Origin of the sequence: Anoxybacillus sp. UARK-01, from assembly GCF_002075365.1 — a bacterium.
Lineage (GTDB): Bacteria > Bacillota > Bacilli > Bacillales > Anoxybacillaceae > Anoxybacteroides > Anoxybacteroides rupiense.
On sequence record NZ_NASY01000049.1, the window covers coordinates 1 to 15,414 of the forward strand.

Below are 15,414 nucleotides of genomic sequence, written 5' to 3' on the forward strand. Positions count from 1 at the left end.
CGTTTACACAATTAACATCATAAAAATATTTATTAACGTTAAAATAACGTTATGATAATTAAATATTATCAACCGATAAAATCAAAAGTCAATAATTTTCTCAAAAATTGAATCATTACAAAAAAAGCCCCTCATCATGGAGGCGCTTTTATATTTTCTATATAAAAATTATTGTTCTAAAAACATTTCGCGAAGCTCATTCCATTGTTGTTTCGCTTCACTCATCATTTGGTCAAACAGCTCCTGTACAGTCGGTATATCTTGAATAAATCCAGAAATTTGACCAGCGTTCACAAAGCCTTCGACAAAATCACCAGAAAGAGCTCCACGGCGGTGATAGTCCTCTGATGTGTAACGGTTAAATTCTTCAAGAGTAACTCCTGACTTTTCATAGTCAAGCAACTTTTCCGCATAGGCTGTGCGCATAATTCTCCGCACTCTGCCGACTGTACGACCAACGATAACAGTTTCATTTTCTCCAGCCTTTATTACAAGCTGCTTATAATCTTCATGGAAAGGAGCATCTTTGGTCGCTATCAATCTGGTCCCCAGTTGCACCCCTTTTGCTCCGAGAGCCAAAGCAGCGAGCAACCCCTTCCCATCGCCAATGCCTCCTGCTGCAATCACCGGCACACGAACCGCTCGGGCAATTTGCGGGATTAAAGTCATGGTCGTCAATTCGAGATGCGAATTAATTCCCGCTGCTTCATATCCTTCCGCAACCAGCACGTCTGCACCAGCAGCCTCAGCCTTTTGCGCTTGTCTTACCGATGCTGTCACCACGATCACCTTCACTCCACGTTCCTTCAGCATCGGAATAATAGGGGCTGGATTTCCCGCTGATAATGAAACCACCGGAATCTTGTGCTTAAACACTAACGAGAGCATTTCCTCTATATACGGAGTTACTTGAATGGGAATATTAACAGAAAAAGGACGATTGGTTCTCTGGCGTGTTTCCACAAGAATATTCTCCACCTCATCAGGTGTCATCGTTCCCACACCAATCGTTCCAAGGCCCCCCGCCTCGGAAACCGCGCTTGTCAGCTGAGCATTGCTAATATTCCCCATCCCCCCTTGAATAATGGGATAACGAATATGAAAAAAACGACAAATATCATTCATGAAATTCTCTCCCCGTTAAAAATATGTTATACTTATCATAACCTTATCACATTTGAGGAGAGATTGAAAATGCTTTATTCATATAACGGAAAAACCCCAGATGTTGACCAAACCGTCTTTATTGCTCCCGGAGCCCATATTATTGGCGATGTGAAAATCGGCAAAGAATCGACTATTTGGTTCAATGCGGTGCTTCGCGGGGATGAAGCGCCGATTACAATTGGAGAGCGGTGCAGCATTCAAGATAATTCCACATGCCACTTATATGCCGAATTTCCGCTTGTCATTGAAGATGAAGTAACCGTTGGTCATAATGTCATTTTACATGGATGCACGATTCGAAGACGCTCCATCATCGGCATGGGCTCAACCATTTTAGATGGAGCAGAAATTGGCGAAGAATGCATTATTGGCGCCAATACGCTTATTCCACCGGGCAAAAAAATTCCGCCACGGTCACTTGTGGTCGGCTCGCCTGGTAAGATCGTCCGCGAAATTAATGAAAAAGATTTAGAGCTTATTCAGTTGTCCATTGACACATATGTACAAAAAGGAAAAGAATATCGCGAACTGCTAAATCAATCCCGTTAATAGGTGCAGCTATAATAAAAAAAGCACAAGATCATCCTTGTGCCTCATATGGTAGACAAAGTCCATTTTGACTTTGTCTATTATTATTTTCCCCATTCCTTTCCATCGTTTCCGTCGCGGGCTGTCCTGAAAGCGCTTGGCAGACCAAGGGACGCAGCCAAACGGAGACGCGAGTGTGAACAAGCAAAGCAAATGGCATCGTACACGCCTGAGACACAAGGTCATTGTTGTGCTTTTTCTATGGACAATTCTCATAAGACCGGACCCCAAATCATCTTCTGAACATCGACGCTCCAAGACAAACCTGTGGCTTGGGCCCAATAGATTATTCCATCATCAGCTCATGAGTATAGACATCGTATTGTGTATCTTTTTTTATTAATTCATTTCCATTTGTGAACACTTCTTCAAAAAAGCGGCTTGCCGGTTTGGCCAGCTCTTTATAGTATTCACTAAACAGCGAAGCCGCATGACTGCCCATCCATTCTTTCGGCAATAGCTCTTCTGGCAGCCCCGGATCAATGAATAAAAACTTCCGATACTCGTGAACGAGCTTCGTCCGCTCTACGAAGCATTCCGCATCTGTCATTTCGCCCCGTTGGATTTTATTTTTATCAATGATGTATTTTTGACTGTACACCGAAATAAATTCTTCGTATTTCTGGTTGATCGCTTCTAAATCCCAACATTTTTCAACAAGCCGTGCATTCGTGTGCGGACCGTCATATTCGGAAATAAAAAAGTCGACATACGGCTCAATTTGATATTTATCAATGAGATCATATACTTGTTTCTCTAAATGGTTCGGAGAGATCCAGCAGCTGTTGGAAATCGTTCCAAATCCGCTCCATACCAACTCTTTTCGCAGTTCATCCCGCAGGGAGCGCTTTTCCTCAGGAATCGTGTAAACAAAAATGCGCCACTTTCCATCCCATTTTTCTGGACGGATTTTGTAAATCCGCTTCGCTGCCTCCTCCATCCGTTTTATGCCGCGCGGTGTCAGCGAATAATAGCTCTTGTTCCCTTTTTTTTCTGCTTGCACCCATCCTTGTTTACTCATGCGAGAAATCGCCGCACGCACTGCCTGGTCGTTATGGCCGAACTCTTTTAGCAGCCGAATCAGGCTACCAATCCAAATTTGGTTGCCATAATGGCGAATATAGTCTCCATAAATCGTAAAAATCATTGATCGTGTATTTATGCTCATATTTGACACCCTTTGTCCCTACCGTTTTCGCTTATTTCCTATTTAGCAAGGGGTTCCCTTCCGACACTTTCATGGTTCAGTATTTTAGCAAATTTTTATAACATTTACAATACGAATAGCATAAAAAGCATCTGATGATAAAACGGGAGCCTCATGCGATGGAGCTCCCGTTTGTTTTTTTCTTATTCACCAGTAAAATGGGGCTTGCGTTTTTCACTGAATGCTGCTAATGCCTCAAGACGATCCTTAGTCGGAATCGTCTGCTCATACGCCTTCGCCTCAATTGACAGCCCTGTTTGCAAGTCGACGTTCATCCCTTGCTGGATGGCAAATTTCGCTTGCCGCAATGCAATAGGACCGTTTTGCAGCATTTCATGCGCTAGCGCCTCGCAGCTTGGCAGCAGCTCTCCTTTTTCCACTACTTTTGTTAAAAGACCATATGCATACGCTTCGTCAGCTGTTATTTTGCGAGCAGTGAGAATCAACTCTTTTGCTTTTGCCTCGCCAATCAACCGCGGTAAACGCTGGGTTCCGCCGGCTCCCGGAATAATCGCCCAGCTTACCTCGGTAAGCCCCATCACCGCTTCCTTCACTGCAATTCGAAAATCGCATGAAAGCATTAGTTCAAATCCACCGCCAAAAGCATAGCCGTTTACCGCTGCAATCGTCGGCTGGGGCAAATGGGCCACCGCATCAAACACATCGCGGATTTTCTTGACATTGCGGCGCACCTCTGTCTCTGACAGCGTTTTGCGCTCTTTTAAATCCGCTCCTGCACTAAAAGCTTTATCGCCTGCTCCCGTAAAAATCACCACCCGGATGTCACGATCAAAATAAATTTGATCGACTACCTCGCCCAGTTGCACCAGTGTCGCATAGTCAAAACAGTTCATGACTTCCGGGCGATGAATCGTGACAAATCCGATATAATCACGTTTTTCTAATAAAATATTCGCCACGGCTCTTCCTCCTTTTACTAGACATCCAGGTTTTCAACAATGGTAGCGATTCCTTGTCCCACGCCAATACACATGGTTGCCAGACCGTATCGGACCTTTCTTTTTTTCATCTCATAAATTAAGGTTGTTAAAATGCGGGCACCACTAGCTCCAAGCGGATGACCAAACGCAATCGCTCCACCATTGACATTAACAATGTCTTTATTCAGTTCAAGCTGTTTGATGCACTCTAATGACTGGGAAGCAAACGCTTCGTTAAGTTCAACTAAACCAATATCGTTCACCGTTAAACCGGCGCGCTGCAACGCTTTTCTCGTCGCATAAATCGGACCGAGCCCCATCACGGCCGGTTCTAAGCCGGCGACCGCAGAAACCGTATATTTCACAAGCGGCTTCATGCCTAGCTTTTGGGCTTTTTCTGCACTCATGAGCAATAAGGCGGCTGCTCCGTCATTAACACCAGAAGCATTCCCTGCGGTGACTGTCCCATTTTCAAAAAGCGGACGCAATTTTGCTAGCTTTTCCATTGTTGTATCGGGACGCGGATGCTCATCTTTATCTACGACGATCTCTGCTCCCTTTCGATCGCGATACACAACGGGAACAAGCTCGTCGGCAAAACGGTGTGCTTCCATCGCTTTTTTGGCCTTCATTTGGCTTTCATAGGCAAACTCATCTTGCGCTTCACGAGAAATCCCATACCGCTTTGCGACATTTTCTGCCGTTTGCGGCATGCTGTCTGTACCGTACATTTCATGCAGTTTCGGATTAATAAAGCGCCAGCCGATCGTGGTATCGAACATTTCTAAATTGCCGCGCGGAAAATCTTGATCGGGCTTTGCCATAACAAACGGCGCGCGCGTCATACTTTCTGTTCCTCCGGCGATCACTATGTCAGCTTCACCAACCATAATCGCCCGGGCAGCATAATTGACAGCATCCAAACCAGAGCCGCACAAGCGATTGACCGTTGTGCCTGCTACTTCAATTGGCAATCCAGCTAATAGCGCCGACATGCGCGCAACATTCCGATTGTCCTCCCCTGCCTGATTGGCATTTCCAAGCACGACTTCTTCGATTTCCTCGACTGGAAGCCCCGGATTGCGTTCGACTAATGCTCGAATCACAATAGCCCCTAAATCGTCCGGACGAACTTCCTTTAACGCTCCTTTATATCTTCCAATCGGCGTCCGGACCGCATCAACAATGACGACTTCTCGCATCGCTTCTTCTCCTTCCTACTCCTTGTTCGTATAGTCGTAAACTCCTTTTCCTGTTTTTCTCCCAAGTCGTCCTGCCTTAACGTATTGCTCCAGTAACGGCGCCGGACGGTATTTTTCTCCTAGCTTTTCATGCAAGTATTTTAAATTGTTTAACCGAGTATCTAAGCCTACTAGATCAGCCAATTCAAATGGTCCCATTGGATAGTTAAGACCAAGCTTAATCGCTTTATCAATCTGGTCCGGTGTGCCGACACCTTCTTGCAGCATGTAAAATGCTTCATTGCCCACCAATGCGCTAATTCGGCTTGTCACAAAGCCCGGAAACTCATTCACAACCACCGTTTCTTTTCCCATTTGTTCAGCCACTTGCTGAATGACTTCGGCCGTTTCATCGCTTGTCTCCAATCCGCGAATAATCTCAACAAGCTTCATTTTATGGACCGGATTGAAAAAGTGCATGGCGATTACCTTTTCCGGACGTTTTGTAAACGAAGCAATCTCTGTCGGGCTCATCGTCGATGTATTTGTGGCAAAATAACATGCTTGTGGCGCATGCGCATCGATGGTTTCGAAAATTTGTTTTTTAATCTCTAATTTTTCCGGTACCGCTTCAATCACTAGATCGGCCGTTTGAACAGCCTCCGCTAAATTTGTTGAATACGACAAACGAGCTTGCGCTTCAAGTTTAGCGGCTTCCGATATCTTATTTAACGATACCGCTTTGTCAAAAATCGCATCGATTTCTTTTTTCGCACTTTGCAGCTGCTCTTCTTTTATATCAACCAACATGGTGACAAAGCCGCCAGCTGCGCTGACATAAGCAATGCCTCTTCCCATCACTCCTGAGCCGACGACGACAATACGGCGAACCATAGCAATCCTCTCCTTATTATTCATGTATTTATATATAGAAGTGAAAACGAGCACCCATCCGCAGATGGAAGTGCTCGAATTTGCGCATTACAAACCGAAAGGATTGAGCGGACGGCTTCCGTAGTATGACAAGATGCTTTTTGTCTCTGTATATAAGTCAAGCGTTTCAATGCAAAGCTCGCGTCCGAAGCCAGATTGTTTATAACCGCCAAACGGCGTTCCTGGGAATGCGGAGAACGGGCTATTGATCATGACGATGCCGGCTTGAATTTGCTTCGCCACCCGGATCGCTCGGCCATGGTCTTTTGTCCAAATCGCTGAGCCTAATCCGTATTCGCTATCGTTTGCCAGCTTGACAACCTCTTTTTCATCACTAAACTTCATCACAACAACCACTGGCCCGAAAATTTCTTCTTTGACTACTTTCATGCTGTGATTGACATTTGTAATAATAGTCGGCTCATACCAGTAACCGTTTTCAAATCCTTCAACCTTTGCTTCTTTCCCCCCTGTCACAACCGTTGCCCCTTCTTCAAGTGCCGAACGAACATATCCGTCAATGACTTCTAATTGTTCACGGCTAATGATCGCTCCGACATGTGTCCCTTGGTCAAATGGGTTGCCAAGCTTTAATTTCTTTGTTTTCTCCACAAATTTTTCCATAAATTGTTCATAAATGCTTTCATGTACATATAAACGAGAGCGCGCTTCGCATGATTGTCCCGTATTGTAGAAGATACCGAATAAAGCCCCGTCCACAGCCGCATCAAGGTCCGCATCCTCAAAAATGATGTTCGGCGATTTTCCACCAAGCTCCAATGTAACGCGTTTTAGCGTCTTCGATGCTTTTTCCATAATATCTTTGCCAACTGGGGTGGAACCGGTAAAGGCTACTTTATCGACAAGCGGATGCTCCACTAAATAATTGCCCACTTCGGAGCCCGAACCTGTTACAACGTTGACAACACCTTCCGGCACCCCTGCCTCATGGCAAATCTCCGCAAGCACAATGCATGTTAATGGTGTTAATGAAGCTGGCTTGACAACGACAGAGCAGCCGACAGCAATAGCCGGAGCAATTTTCCACGCTGCCATCATCAACGGATAATTCCACGGAATAATTTGTGCACATACACCGACTGGTTCTTTTTCTGTAAAGTTATGAAATGCTCCTGGCATGTTGTTGACCGTTCCGCGATGACCGACAATTGCACTTGCATAAAACTCAAAATCTTCGATCGCCTGCATGACTTGCCCTTGGGCAGCAGAAAGTGATTTCCCCGTATCTAAAATCTCCAACTCCACTAGCTCATTAAAGCGAGAGCGCATGATAGAAGCGATCTTGTTAAGGATACGCGCCCGTTTATTCACTGTAAAATGACGCCATTTCCCATAGTCGAATGCTTGACGCGCTGCTTGAATCGCCCGTTCTGCATCTTCCTTTGTTCCTTTGGCTACTTGCGCCACCGGTTCTCCTGTCGCTGGATTATAGGTTGTAAACGTTTCCCCTGAAGAACCTTCCACACGCTCACCATTAATAATGAGATGATATTTCTCACGCTTCATTTCAAGATTTTCCATTTTTTGTTCTTTTACTGTTGACATATCATACACGCTCCCTTTTCCTTATTTTCCTTTAAATACTGCCGGACGCTTTTCGAAAAATGCGCGTACGCCTTCGCGATGATCTTCTGTCAATCCAGCAATTCTCTGACCATACGCTTCTTTTTCCAAATATTCCACAAATGAACAACTCCCGCTTTCGCGCAAAAGACGTTTGATCAATCCAATCGCTTTTGTCGGCATTTGCGCGAGCTTTGCCGCAAATCGTTGCACTTCGGTTTCCCATTCTGATTCAGGAATCACAGCTGTCACGAGCCCAAGCTCATAGGCTGTTTGTGCGCTTACTTTTTCTCCTAAAACAGCAAGCTCAAGTGCTTTGGCATGGCCAATTAACCGCGGTAAATAGTAAAGGTTTCCGGCATCAGGAACCAAGCCAACATGAATAAATGCTTCAATAAAGCTTGCTTTTTCGGAAGCGAGCCGGAAATCGCAAGCCAATGCTAAGCTCATTCCCGCCCCCGCTGCCACGCCATTAACAGCGGCAATAACGGGTTTTTCAAAATGATGAAGCGCTTTCATCATTGGCGCATAGCGCGTCCGCAAAACCTCTCCGTGATCCAATTCCTCCGTGACGCCAGCGAGGTCTTCGCCTGAGCAGAAGGCTCTTCCTTCACCAGTGATGACAACACTGCGAACCATTTCGTCACCAGCGGCCTGCTTAAGCGCTGAGACAATCTCTTTATTCATTTGCTCCGTAAATGCATTTAGCTTATCCGGCCGCTGAAGGATCAGCCACGCCACATGCTCGCGGACTTCATAACGAATCGTTTCGTACAACGAACAGCCCTCCTTACTTTCCTTTAAAATTCGGCTTGCGTTTTTCCATAAATGCTTGCATGCCTTCTTTTTGATCTTCTGATGAGAAAAGAAGATAAAAGTTTTTCCGCTCAAACTGCATTCCTTCATATAAGGAATAATCGACCGCTTTATGAACGGCTTCTTTAATGAAACGAACCGACAAAGGAGGCTGTTGAGCAATTTTTTTGGCTAGCTTGATCGTTTCTTCCAAAAGCAGCTCTGGCGCCACAACGCGATTGACAATTCCAAGCTCGTAGGCTGTTTTTGCTGACATCCTTTCCCCTGTCCAAAGCCATTCGAGCGCTTTTGTTTTACCGATTAATTTTGTCAGACGCTGCGTGCCGCCAGCTCCGGGCATCACGCCAATATTGACTTCAGGAAACCCGAATTCAGCCGTCTCTGAAGCCAGCAGGAGATCGCAGCTCAGCGCTAATTCAAACCCTCCTCCTAATGCAAGGCCATGTACAGCGGCAATCATCGGTTTTTTTATCCATGCTAAACGATCCCACTCTGCGAATTGATTCAGCATTTCTAAGGTAATCGAATCGTCGTCCGCCATTTCATCAATATCAGCTCCAGCAGCAAATGCGCGCCCTTTTCCCGTTAAGACCATGACCCGCACATCATCATGACGGTCATACTCTTCCATTGCCTTTACAATTTCCGTCACCATTTGACGGTTTAGCGCATTCAGTACATGAGGACGATTCAATTCAATCACAGCAATCGAGCCCTCGATATACGTTTGAATATGCGCGTATTTACTCATTTCCGACTTCCTCGCCAATCATCATTGTCACAAGCTCGCCGGCAAATGACATCAAATCCTTTGCGGACGCTTTTGCTTCACTTGTTCTCATCGCTTCTTTTAACGCTTCATGACTGTCGTAATACATTTCGCATAGTAAATAATATTCGCTTTCTCCCCCCATTGGCGTGCCGACAATTTTGGTTACCTCCATTTTGCGCAGCCCCGGGATTTTCGCTGTAATCGGTGCGTGTGTTCCAAAATAATGCTCATCAAACGCATTTTTATCCTTTGGTTGCTTATAAAGCGCGATCATTTTTACCATTTGTCTCTTCTCCTTTTTTCGTTTTTTACATCCATATCGAAATTGGTTTTAGTGCTTCAAATGGGTTCTTGCATTGTTTACAATAAAAAATGCTGCGGCAGGCGGTCGGACCAAAGACATTTTCCATCATTGTATAAGTGGAGGTGCAATATGGACACTCAATTTGCCATTCGCCGTTGGGACCCATTTGTTTCGGCGGCGGAGCAATTCCAAACTCCTTCAATTTTTCACGACCCTCTTCTGTAATCCGTTCCGATGTCCATGGCGGATGGTTAATAAATTCAACGGTTACGCGCTTGATTCCTTCTAAACTGGAAAGAACTTGTTCGACACGCTGTCGAATAATATCAAGCGCCGGACAGCCAATAAAGGTCGGCAGCAATTGAACAACCACTTCCCCATTTGTAAACTGGACCTTTTCTACCATCCCTAAATCCAAAACGCTGACGGAATCAATTTCAGGATCTTTAACCGCATCCAACGCCGTTTTGATTTTCTCAATCATCCTATTAGCACCTCCCTTGTTTTTGGTAGTAGTGATCGATGAATTACCAAGCGGCAAGAGGATCCATTCGGTATACTTCAGATAAAGTGGCGATTGCCGATTCCAAATCTGGTGTATGTTCGCCGTTGCGGCCATTTCCGTGCTTCATCTGAAACGCGTTTGGCATTGTCAGATTGGCTTGTTCAAATACGGGGTTCATCGCTTGAATCCACCGCTCTGTTAGCACTTCCTCGCTGTCAATCAAACCGAATTCGACCATCTTGCTTCCTTTGTTCCCCAGGGACAAGACACCACCAAAATCGTCCATCACTTTCTCAATCGCTTGAATCATCCGTTCGCGTGCTTCGCCCTGTGCATTGACAAGCTGAACAAACCATGTTTTCCAGTGCATCAAATGATAGTAAAGCTCCATATTGATCTTGATCGCCACCTGCGCTAGCGGCTCATAGGAACAGTTTTTCAATGAATCAATGCGGACCTTCTTCGCTTGTGCGTAGAAGTAATTTCTTACAACGGTAAACGCCCAGTCATAACGAGGCTCCTGTAAATAATGCCCCGGTCCGTTCACTTCCTCTAGTAAAATCGCATTGCGTCTTTCCGATGCTTCACGCCCATGCGCTAGATCATCAGCGCGGCCCATGCCGATCTCTTCAAGCAACTGATAATACATCGCTGCATGCCCCATCGTATCTTGGCTGATCGACGAAAACGCGACATCTTCTTCAATATGAGGGGCAAGCCCCAGCCATTCAGAACCACGATACGCCAAAATAAAATCATCATCAGCCAGCTGAAATAATAGCTCCACAAGCGCTTCTTGATATTCAGGGTATTGCTTCAATTGTTCCGGTTTCGTGATTTTCATCGCTGAATCTCGCCCTTCCATGACAGAATTTCTTTCTCATCCAACATTTGCTGTTCATATTGCCGCCATTTCTTTTTCAAATATCCATATCCTTTTGTCGTACGGTAATCCTTATTATCCAGACGTTTTAGCGCTTCTTTTTCTTCCTCTGTCATCTGACGAATGTCAGAACGTTTTACAACCCAAATATCAGAGACAGGTTCACGACGCATGAAATTTTCTTGAGCCATTACTAGCGCGATTTCATGATTTGGCGCCAGCAGGCTAAATTGATGCTGCAGCGGCGCTGTATCGTTTTTTCTGCTGAAAACCTCAAATACTTGATAAAAGCCTTTTCCGTTATGATTCATAACGATCCCCCCATTACACGGCTGATGAACAGCTTAACGCTTCGCGAACCCAAGCGTTGTTCCGATATGACAATTCTCGGAGGCGAAGACGCTCTTTGGATTTCGGTCCATTATTGCGAATGATTTCTTTAAATTGGCTCCAATCCGGCTGACGATACACCCATTTTCCTTGCGCCTCATCATAGTGCATCGTTTCATCTGGAAGCTTAAGTCCAAGCGATAAAATGCGCGGTACATATTTCGTAAAGAAGTCTTGGCGCAGCTGCTCATTCGTTTTTGTGCGGATGCAATATTTAATGGTGATATCTTGCTTCGATGTCCCTGTTGTCGATGCATTGTCAGGCCCAAAGAACATAAGCAGGGCATCCCACCAGCGATTTAGCGCGCCTTGAATCATTTCCTTTTGCTCTTCCGTCCCTTCTGCAAGCGCTAAAATAATCGATTCTCCATGCTGGGCATGGAATACCTCTTCGGCACAAATCCGTTTTAAAGCGCGTGCATATGGACCGTAAGATGCATCAAGCATATTCGTTTGTGTAATAATCGCAGCTCCATCGACAAGCCAGCCAATTAAGCCAGCGTCTCCCCATGTTGGCGCAGGCATATGAAACACATTATGAAACTTTAAATCTCCTTTAAATAAATCTTGCATAATTTCTTCACGTGTTTTTCCAAGAGGTGCCATTAAATCCTCCGCAACACGAAGCAAAAGCTGACCGTGCCCCATTTCGTCTTGCACTTTCGCCATAATACCAAGCTTTCTTCGCAAAGACGGTGCCTTGGGTACCCATTCTTTTTCAGGGAGCGCGCCCATGATTTCGCTAATTCCATGCATAGAGATTAATTTAATTAATGTTAGACGGTATTCTTCCGGCATCCAATCATCTGCTTCAATCTTTTCACCAGCTTCAATTCGCTCCATAAATCGCTGATGCTTCTCTTCTTCTGACAAGCGTTCAAACGATGTAATGACAGTCATTGATATGGCCCTCCTAATTATATAACGTTATTTTAACGTAATTATAAAATAACGTTATAAATATTTCAATAATGAAAATTGTTATAATTGAGTATTTTTCATATTTTCGCCTTTTCTTTGCGGCGATCAATGATCCGAATCGCCTTTCCTTCCGAACGAGGAAGTGTCTTTGGCGTATGGATCTCTACGTTCATCGACACAAGACAGTAGTTTTTCAACAAATGCTGAATGTGTTTTTTCAGCAGCATCACGCGTTCATGCTTAATGTCCCCGCTGATTTCTCCAATAAACTCCTCATTGACCTCCACATGCAATTCAACAACATCGAGTGTTCCTTTGCGATCAAGATGAATTTGATAATACGGGGCTAATTCAGGAACGGTAAGCAAATAATGTTCAATTTCGGATGGGAATACATTCACTCCGCGAATAATTAGCATATCATCGACACGCCCTTTGACGCGCGACATTCTTGTCGTTGTTCTACCGCATTTACACCGTTCTCTTGTAATGGAAGCGATGTCACCGGTACGGTAGCGAAGCACAGGGAACGCTTCTTTTGTAAGACTTGTAAATACAAGCTCTCCTTCTTCTCCATCCGCGACTGGCTCAAGCGTTTTTGGATTTATGACTTCCACGTAGAAATGATCATCCGCAATATGCAGTCCATCCTGTGCTTCATGACATTCCATTGCTACGCCAGGTCCAATCACTTCACTTAATCCATAAATATCACAAGCTTTAATCGCAAAAGCTTCTTCAAGCGTTCTTCGCATTTCCTCGGACCAAGGCTCCGCCCCGAAAACGCCATATTTTAATGATGTTTGCCGCGGATCTTTCCCAAGCTCGCGCATGCGTTCCGCAATGTTTAATACATAAGAAGGAGTACCGCAAATGACTTCAGGACGAAAATCTTCAATTAATGTCACTTGTCTGTCTGTGTTTCCTCCTGATACAGGCACTGTCACCATCCCCAGCCGCTCGCTTCCGTAATGCAAGCCAAGCCCTCCGGTGAACAAACCGTAACCATATGCGTTATGCAGCACTTTACCCGGTTCTCCGCCAGCAGTAGCGATGGCGCGCGCGACAATGTCAGACCAATTTTCAATATCATGTTTTGTATAGGCCACCACCGTCGGTTTTCCGCTTGTACCGCTTGAAGCATGGATACGTACTGCTTCACGTAGATCGACAGCCAGCAATCCAAACGGATAATGGTCGCGCAAATCCTTTTTCGTTGTGAACGGAAGCTTGCGGATATCTTCAAGCGAGCGAATATGCTCTGGCTTGACATTCCGTTCATTCAGCTTGCCGCGATAAAACGGAACCTTCTCATACACCCTTTCAACCGTTTGCTGCAGTCTCTGTAGCTGCAGCTTTTCCATTTCATACTTCGAAAACGTCTCAACATCATGCAAAATCATTTTCCCATCCCCTTTAAAACGCTTTCATTTTTTATAAAAATTAAACACTTATTACGTTTAAATAACGTTATAAGTGTTTAACATCATATTTAAGTTAAAAATAGCGCTAACATTGCAAATTGTCAATTATTTTTTACTATTCCCGTTCATCTTAGGACCTTTCACCTACCGCATCGTTCTTAAAGATAAAGAATTTGAAAACTTCTTCTGATAGCTGCGATGCTAGTTTCAATATAACTCAACTATATGGATGTAACGGGACATCATAACATTTTCAGCAATGTGGAGTTTGGGACGTTTTTCAACCATCGGATAACCAACATTCAGCTATAAGTTCATTCCTTTCTTCTATATCGTATAGCGGTTATCCCGTCTCTCTATTTTGTCCGAGTTCTCTTCCTTATTTTCTCGTTGCTTGAACAATATCTTTCAAGAATTGTATCGCTTCTATCATTTCTTGTTCTGTCATGCTACCAAATCCTAACAAAATATAAGGCGGAGGAGATGTTTGGGAATCAAACCAATACTTTGCCACAGAATAAATGTGAATGCCTCTTCCTTTTGCTTCCTCGACTAGCCGATCGGCATCCATGACATGATGGAAGTGAACAAGCAAGTGCAATCCAGCCTTTTCGCCAATAATGGTGGCATGCTCACCAAAATGGTCATAAATCGCATGGATCAGCGTTTGACGTTTTTTTGCATATACAGTGCGCATTTTTCGAATATGACGCTCCAAATAGCCTTTTTCCATAAATAACGCCAGCGCTTTTTGCACCACCGTCGCCACGGGCTGATGATAGCTAGAAAACATCTGGTAAAACGAGGAAAGCAATTGTTTTGGCAATACCATATAACAAACACGAATGGCAGGCGTTAGCACTTTTGAAAACGTTCCAATATAGATCACGCGATCTTGCGTATCGAGCGCTTTTAGAGCAGGAATCGGTTTTCCTTCATATCGAAATTCGCTGTCGTAATCGTCTTCAATCAAAAACGCATTTCTCGTTTCTGCCCATTTTAATAGCTTTTGCCGTTTGCCAATCGGCAGTACCATTCCAAGTGGCAGCTGATGTGATGGGGTCACATAAGCAACGGTGGCATCACTCTGTTCCAATTCCGCAATATGTAAACCATCCTGTTCAAGTGAAATGGGGAGCACCTGATAACGATGGTTTATAAAGACGGCACGGATACCGTCATACGATGGATTTTCCATAGCGATTTTATTTTTTTCAGGTGAGAAAAGCTGACAAAGAAGTCCTGTTATTTGATGAATGCCAGCACCGATAATCACCTGTTCATCTGAACAATGAATGCCGCGCGCCTGAAACAAATACCGGGCAATTTGCTGACGCAGCTTCCTTTCTCCTTGACGTTCACCATACCAAAGCAATTCCTCCCGCGATGCGTCCATTGCCTCGTTCAGGCAAGCGCGCCACGCTCGCAGCGGAAAATGGGCCGTATCAATATGGCCATAGCGAAAATCGTACCGATACCTCGATACAGGTGACACGGATAACGGAATCACAAACGGCGGTTCTAACTTCATCCATACATCCTTATCAAATTCTTTGATGATAAATCCCTTCCGCGGCCGACTTTCAACATACCCTTCCGCTACAAGCTGTGCATAAGCGGCTTCCACCGTATTGCGGCTAATGCGCAAATGCTTGGCAAGAACGCGTATGGAAGGAAGCGCCTCACCTGTTTGGAGATGCCCTTTCACCATTTCGCCTTTGATATATTCGTAAAGCTGTTCATAAAGCGGAAGTCGCCGCTCGCTGTCTAAATGCGGGGTTAATTCAATCATGTTTCC

At 44.8% G+C, this 15,414-nt stretch carries 16 protein-coding genes; 1 reads left to right on the forward strand and 15 read right to left on the reverse strand.

Translation table 11 applies throughout. The features are described 5' to 3' along the window. Window positions 1–168: 168 nt before the first annotated feature. Window positions 169–1,125 carry an NAD(P)H-dependent flavin oxidoreductase gene (locus B6A27_RS15110; RefSeq protein WP_080862531.1) on the reverse strand — a complete coding sequence of 319 codons (957 nt, stop codon included), beginning with the start codon at window positions 1,123–1,125 and terminating at the stop codon, window positions 169–171. Window positions 1,126–1,194: 69 nt separating this feature from the next. Between B6A27_RS15110 and B6A27_RS15115 the strand changes: the two genes are divergently transcribed. Continuing rightward, window positions 1,195–1,716 (forward strand): gamma carbonic anhydrase family protein, encoded by a 522-nt coding sequence (locus B6A27_RS15115; protein ID WP_080862591.1) that lies wholly within the window; start codon window positions 1,195–1,197, stop codon window positions 1,714–1,716. Between the two features lie 325 nt (window positions 1,717–2,041). Here B6A27_RS15115 and paaX read toward each other — a convergent pair whose 3' ends face one another. From paaX to pdxR, 14 genes are all read right to left on the reverse strand, one after another. Next, window positions 2,042–2,917, reverse strand: coding sequence for a phenylacetic acid degradation operon negative regulatory protein PaaX (gene paaX / locus B6A27_RS15120; RefSeq protein WP_183186979.1), 876 nt, complete (start codon window positions 2,915–2,917; stop codon window positions 2,042–2,044). Window positions 2,918–3,105: 188 nt separating this feature from the next. Further along, the gene (locus tag B6A27_RS15125; protein ID WP_066148577.1) at window positions 3,106–3,882 is read right to left on the reverse strand and encodes an enoyl-CoA hydratase-related protein; all 777 of its coding nucleotides are present in this window, start codon (window positions 3,880–3,882) and stop codon (window positions 3,106–3,108) included. A 17-nt stretch (window positions 3,883–3,899) separates the two neighbouring features. Next, window positions 3,900–5,105, reverse strand: coding sequence for a thiolase family protein (locus tag B6A27_RS15130; protein ID WP_044746413.1), 1,206 nt, complete (start codon window positions 5,103–5,105; stop codon window positions 3,900–3,902). A gap of 15 nt (window positions 5,106–5,120) precedes the next feature. Then, window positions 5,121–5,978 (reverse strand): 3-hydroxyacyl-CoA dehydrogenase, encoded by an 858-nt coding sequence (locus tag B6A27_RS15135; RefSeq protein WP_066148576.1) that lies wholly within the window; start codon window positions 5,976–5,978, stop codon window positions 5,121–5,123. An 87-nt stretch (window positions 5,979–6,065) separates the two neighbouring features. Continuing rightward, on the reverse strand, window positions 6,066–7,583 hold the full coding sequence (locus B6A27_RS15140) for an aldehyde dehydrogenase family protein (protein ID WP_080862532.1): 1,518 nt from the start codon (window positions 7,581–7,583) through the stop codon (window positions 6,066–6,068). Between the two features lie 21 nt (window positions 7,584–7,604). Continuing rightward, window positions 7,605–8,378 (reverse strand): enoyl-CoA hydratase-related protein, encoded by a 774-nt coding sequence (locus B6A27_RS15145; protein ID WP_080862533.1) that lies wholly within the window; start codon window positions 8,376–8,378, stop codon window positions 7,605–7,607. Between the two features lie 13 nt (window positions 8,379–8,391). Continuing rightward, the gene (locus B6A27_RS15150) at window positions 8,392–9,168 is read right to left on the reverse strand and encodes an enoyl-CoA hydratase/isomerase family protein (protein ID WP_080862534.1); all 777 of its coding nucleotides are present in this window, start codon (window positions 9,166–9,168) and stop codon (window positions 8,392–8,394) included. Further along, on the reverse strand, window positions 9,161–9,472 hold the full coding sequence (locus tag B6A27_RS15155; RefSeq protein WP_044746408.1) for an EthD family reductase: 312 nt from the start codon (window positions 9,470–9,472) through the stop codon (window positions 9,161–9,163). The genes B6A27_RS15150 and B6A27_RS15155 overlap by 8 nt, the downstream gene beginning before the upstream one ends. A gap of 25 nt (window positions 9,473–9,497) precedes the next feature. Then, on the reverse strand, window positions 9,498–9,977 hold the full coding sequence (gene paaD / locus B6A27_RS15160; RefSeq protein WP_044746407.1) for a 1,2-phenylacetyl-CoA epoxidase subunit PaaD: 480 nt from the start codon (window positions 9,975–9,977) through the stop codon (window positions 9,498–9,500). A gap of 43 nt (window positions 9,978–10,020) precedes the next feature. After that, window positions 10,021–10,863 (reverse strand): 1,2-phenylacetyl-CoA epoxidase subunit PaaC, encoded by an 843-nt coding sequence (gene paaC, locus B6A27_RS15165; RefSeq protein ID WP_080862535.1) that lies wholly within the window; start codon window positions 10,861–10,863, stop codon window positions 10,021–10,023. Then, a complete protein-coding gene (gene paaB, locus B6A27_RS15170; RefSeq protein WP_044746405.1) occupies window positions 10,839–11,192 on the reverse strand; it encodes a 1,2-phenylacetyl-CoA epoxidase subunit PaaB in 354 nt (117 codons plus the stop codon). Before paaB ends, paaC begins: the two co-directional genes overlap by 25 nt. A gap of 13 nt (window positions 11,193–11,205) precedes the next feature. Then, window positions 11,206–12,171 (reverse strand): 1,2-phenylacetyl-CoA epoxidase subunit PaaA, encoded by a 966-nt coding sequence (gene paaA, locus B6A27_RS15175; RefSeq protein ID WP_080862536.1) that lies wholly within the window; start codon window positions 12,169–12,171, stop codon window positions 11,206–11,208. A 98-nt stretch (window positions 12,172–12,269) separates the two neighbouring features. Then, window positions 12,270–13,595, reverse strand: a complete 1,326-nt coding sequence (paaK, locus tag B6A27_RS15180; protein ID WP_066148567.1) for a phenylacetate--CoA ligase PaaK — start codon at window positions 13,593–13,595, stop codon at window positions 12,270–12,272. Between the two features lie 400 nt (window positions 13,596–13,995). After that, window positions 13,996–15,408 (reverse strand): MocR-like pyridoxine biosynthesis transcription factor PdxR, encoded by a 1,413-nt coding sequence (pdxR, locus tag B6A27_RS15185; protein WP_236631855.1) that lies wholly within the window; start codon window positions 15,406–15,408, stop codon window positions 13,996–13,998. Window positions 15,409–15,414 lie beyond the last annotated feature (6 nt).

Excerpts from the sequence above, each read along its gene's own strand:
- B6A27_RS15110 (WP_080862531.1), bottom strand. The coding sequence starts at position 1,125 with ATGAATGATATTTGTCGTTTTTTTCATATTCGTTATCCCATTATTCAA.
- B6A27_RS15115 (WP_080862591.1), top strand. The coding sequence starts at position 1,195 with ATGCTTTATTCATATAACGGAAAAACCCCAGATGTTGACCAAACCGTC.
- B6A27_RS15130 (WP_044746413.1), bottom strand. The coding sequence starts at position 5,105 with ATGCGAGAAGTCGTCATTGTTGATGCGGTCCGGACGCCGATTGGAAGA.
- B6A27_RS15135 (WP_066148576.1), bottom strand. The coding sequence starts at position 5,978 with ATGGTTCGCCGTATTGTCGTCGTCGGCTCAGGAGTGATGGGAAGAGGC.
- B6A27_RS15140 (WP_080862532.1), bottom strand. The coding sequence starts at position 7,583 with ATGTCAACAGTAAAAGAACAAAAAATGGAAAATCTTGAAATGAAGCGT.
- B6A27_RS15150 (WP_080862534.1), bottom strand. The coding sequence starts at position 9,168 with ATGAGTAAATACGCGCATATTCAAACGTATATCGAGGGCTCGATTGCT.
- B6A27_RS15155 (WP_044746408.1), bottom strand. The coding sequence starts at position 9,472 with ATGGTAAAAATGATCGCGCTTTATAAGCAACCAAAGGATAAAAATGCG.
- paaD (WP_044746407.1), bottom strand. The coding sequence starts at position 9,977 with ATGATTGAGAAAATCAAAACGGCGTTGGATGCGGTTAAAGATCCTGAA.
- paaC (WP_080862535.1), bottom strand. The coding sequence starts at position 10,863 with ATGGAAGGGCGAGATTCAGCGATGAAAATCACGAAACCGGAACAATTG.
- paaB (WP_044746405.1), bottom strand. The coding sequence starts at position 11,192 with ATGAATCATAACGGAAAAGGCTTTTATCAAGTATTTGAGGTTTTCAGC.
- paaA (WP_080862536.1), bottom strand. The coding sequence starts at position 12,171 with ATGACTGTCATTACATCGTTTGAACGCTTGTCAGAAGAAGAGAAGCAT.
- paaK (WP_066148567.1), bottom strand. The coding sequence starts at position 13,595 with ATGATTTTGCATGATGTTGAGACGTTTTCGAAGTATGAAATGGAAAAG.
- pdxR (WP_236631855.1), bottom strand. The coding sequence starts at position 15,408 with ATGATTGAATTAACCCCGCATTTAGACAGCGAGCGGCGACTTCCGCTT.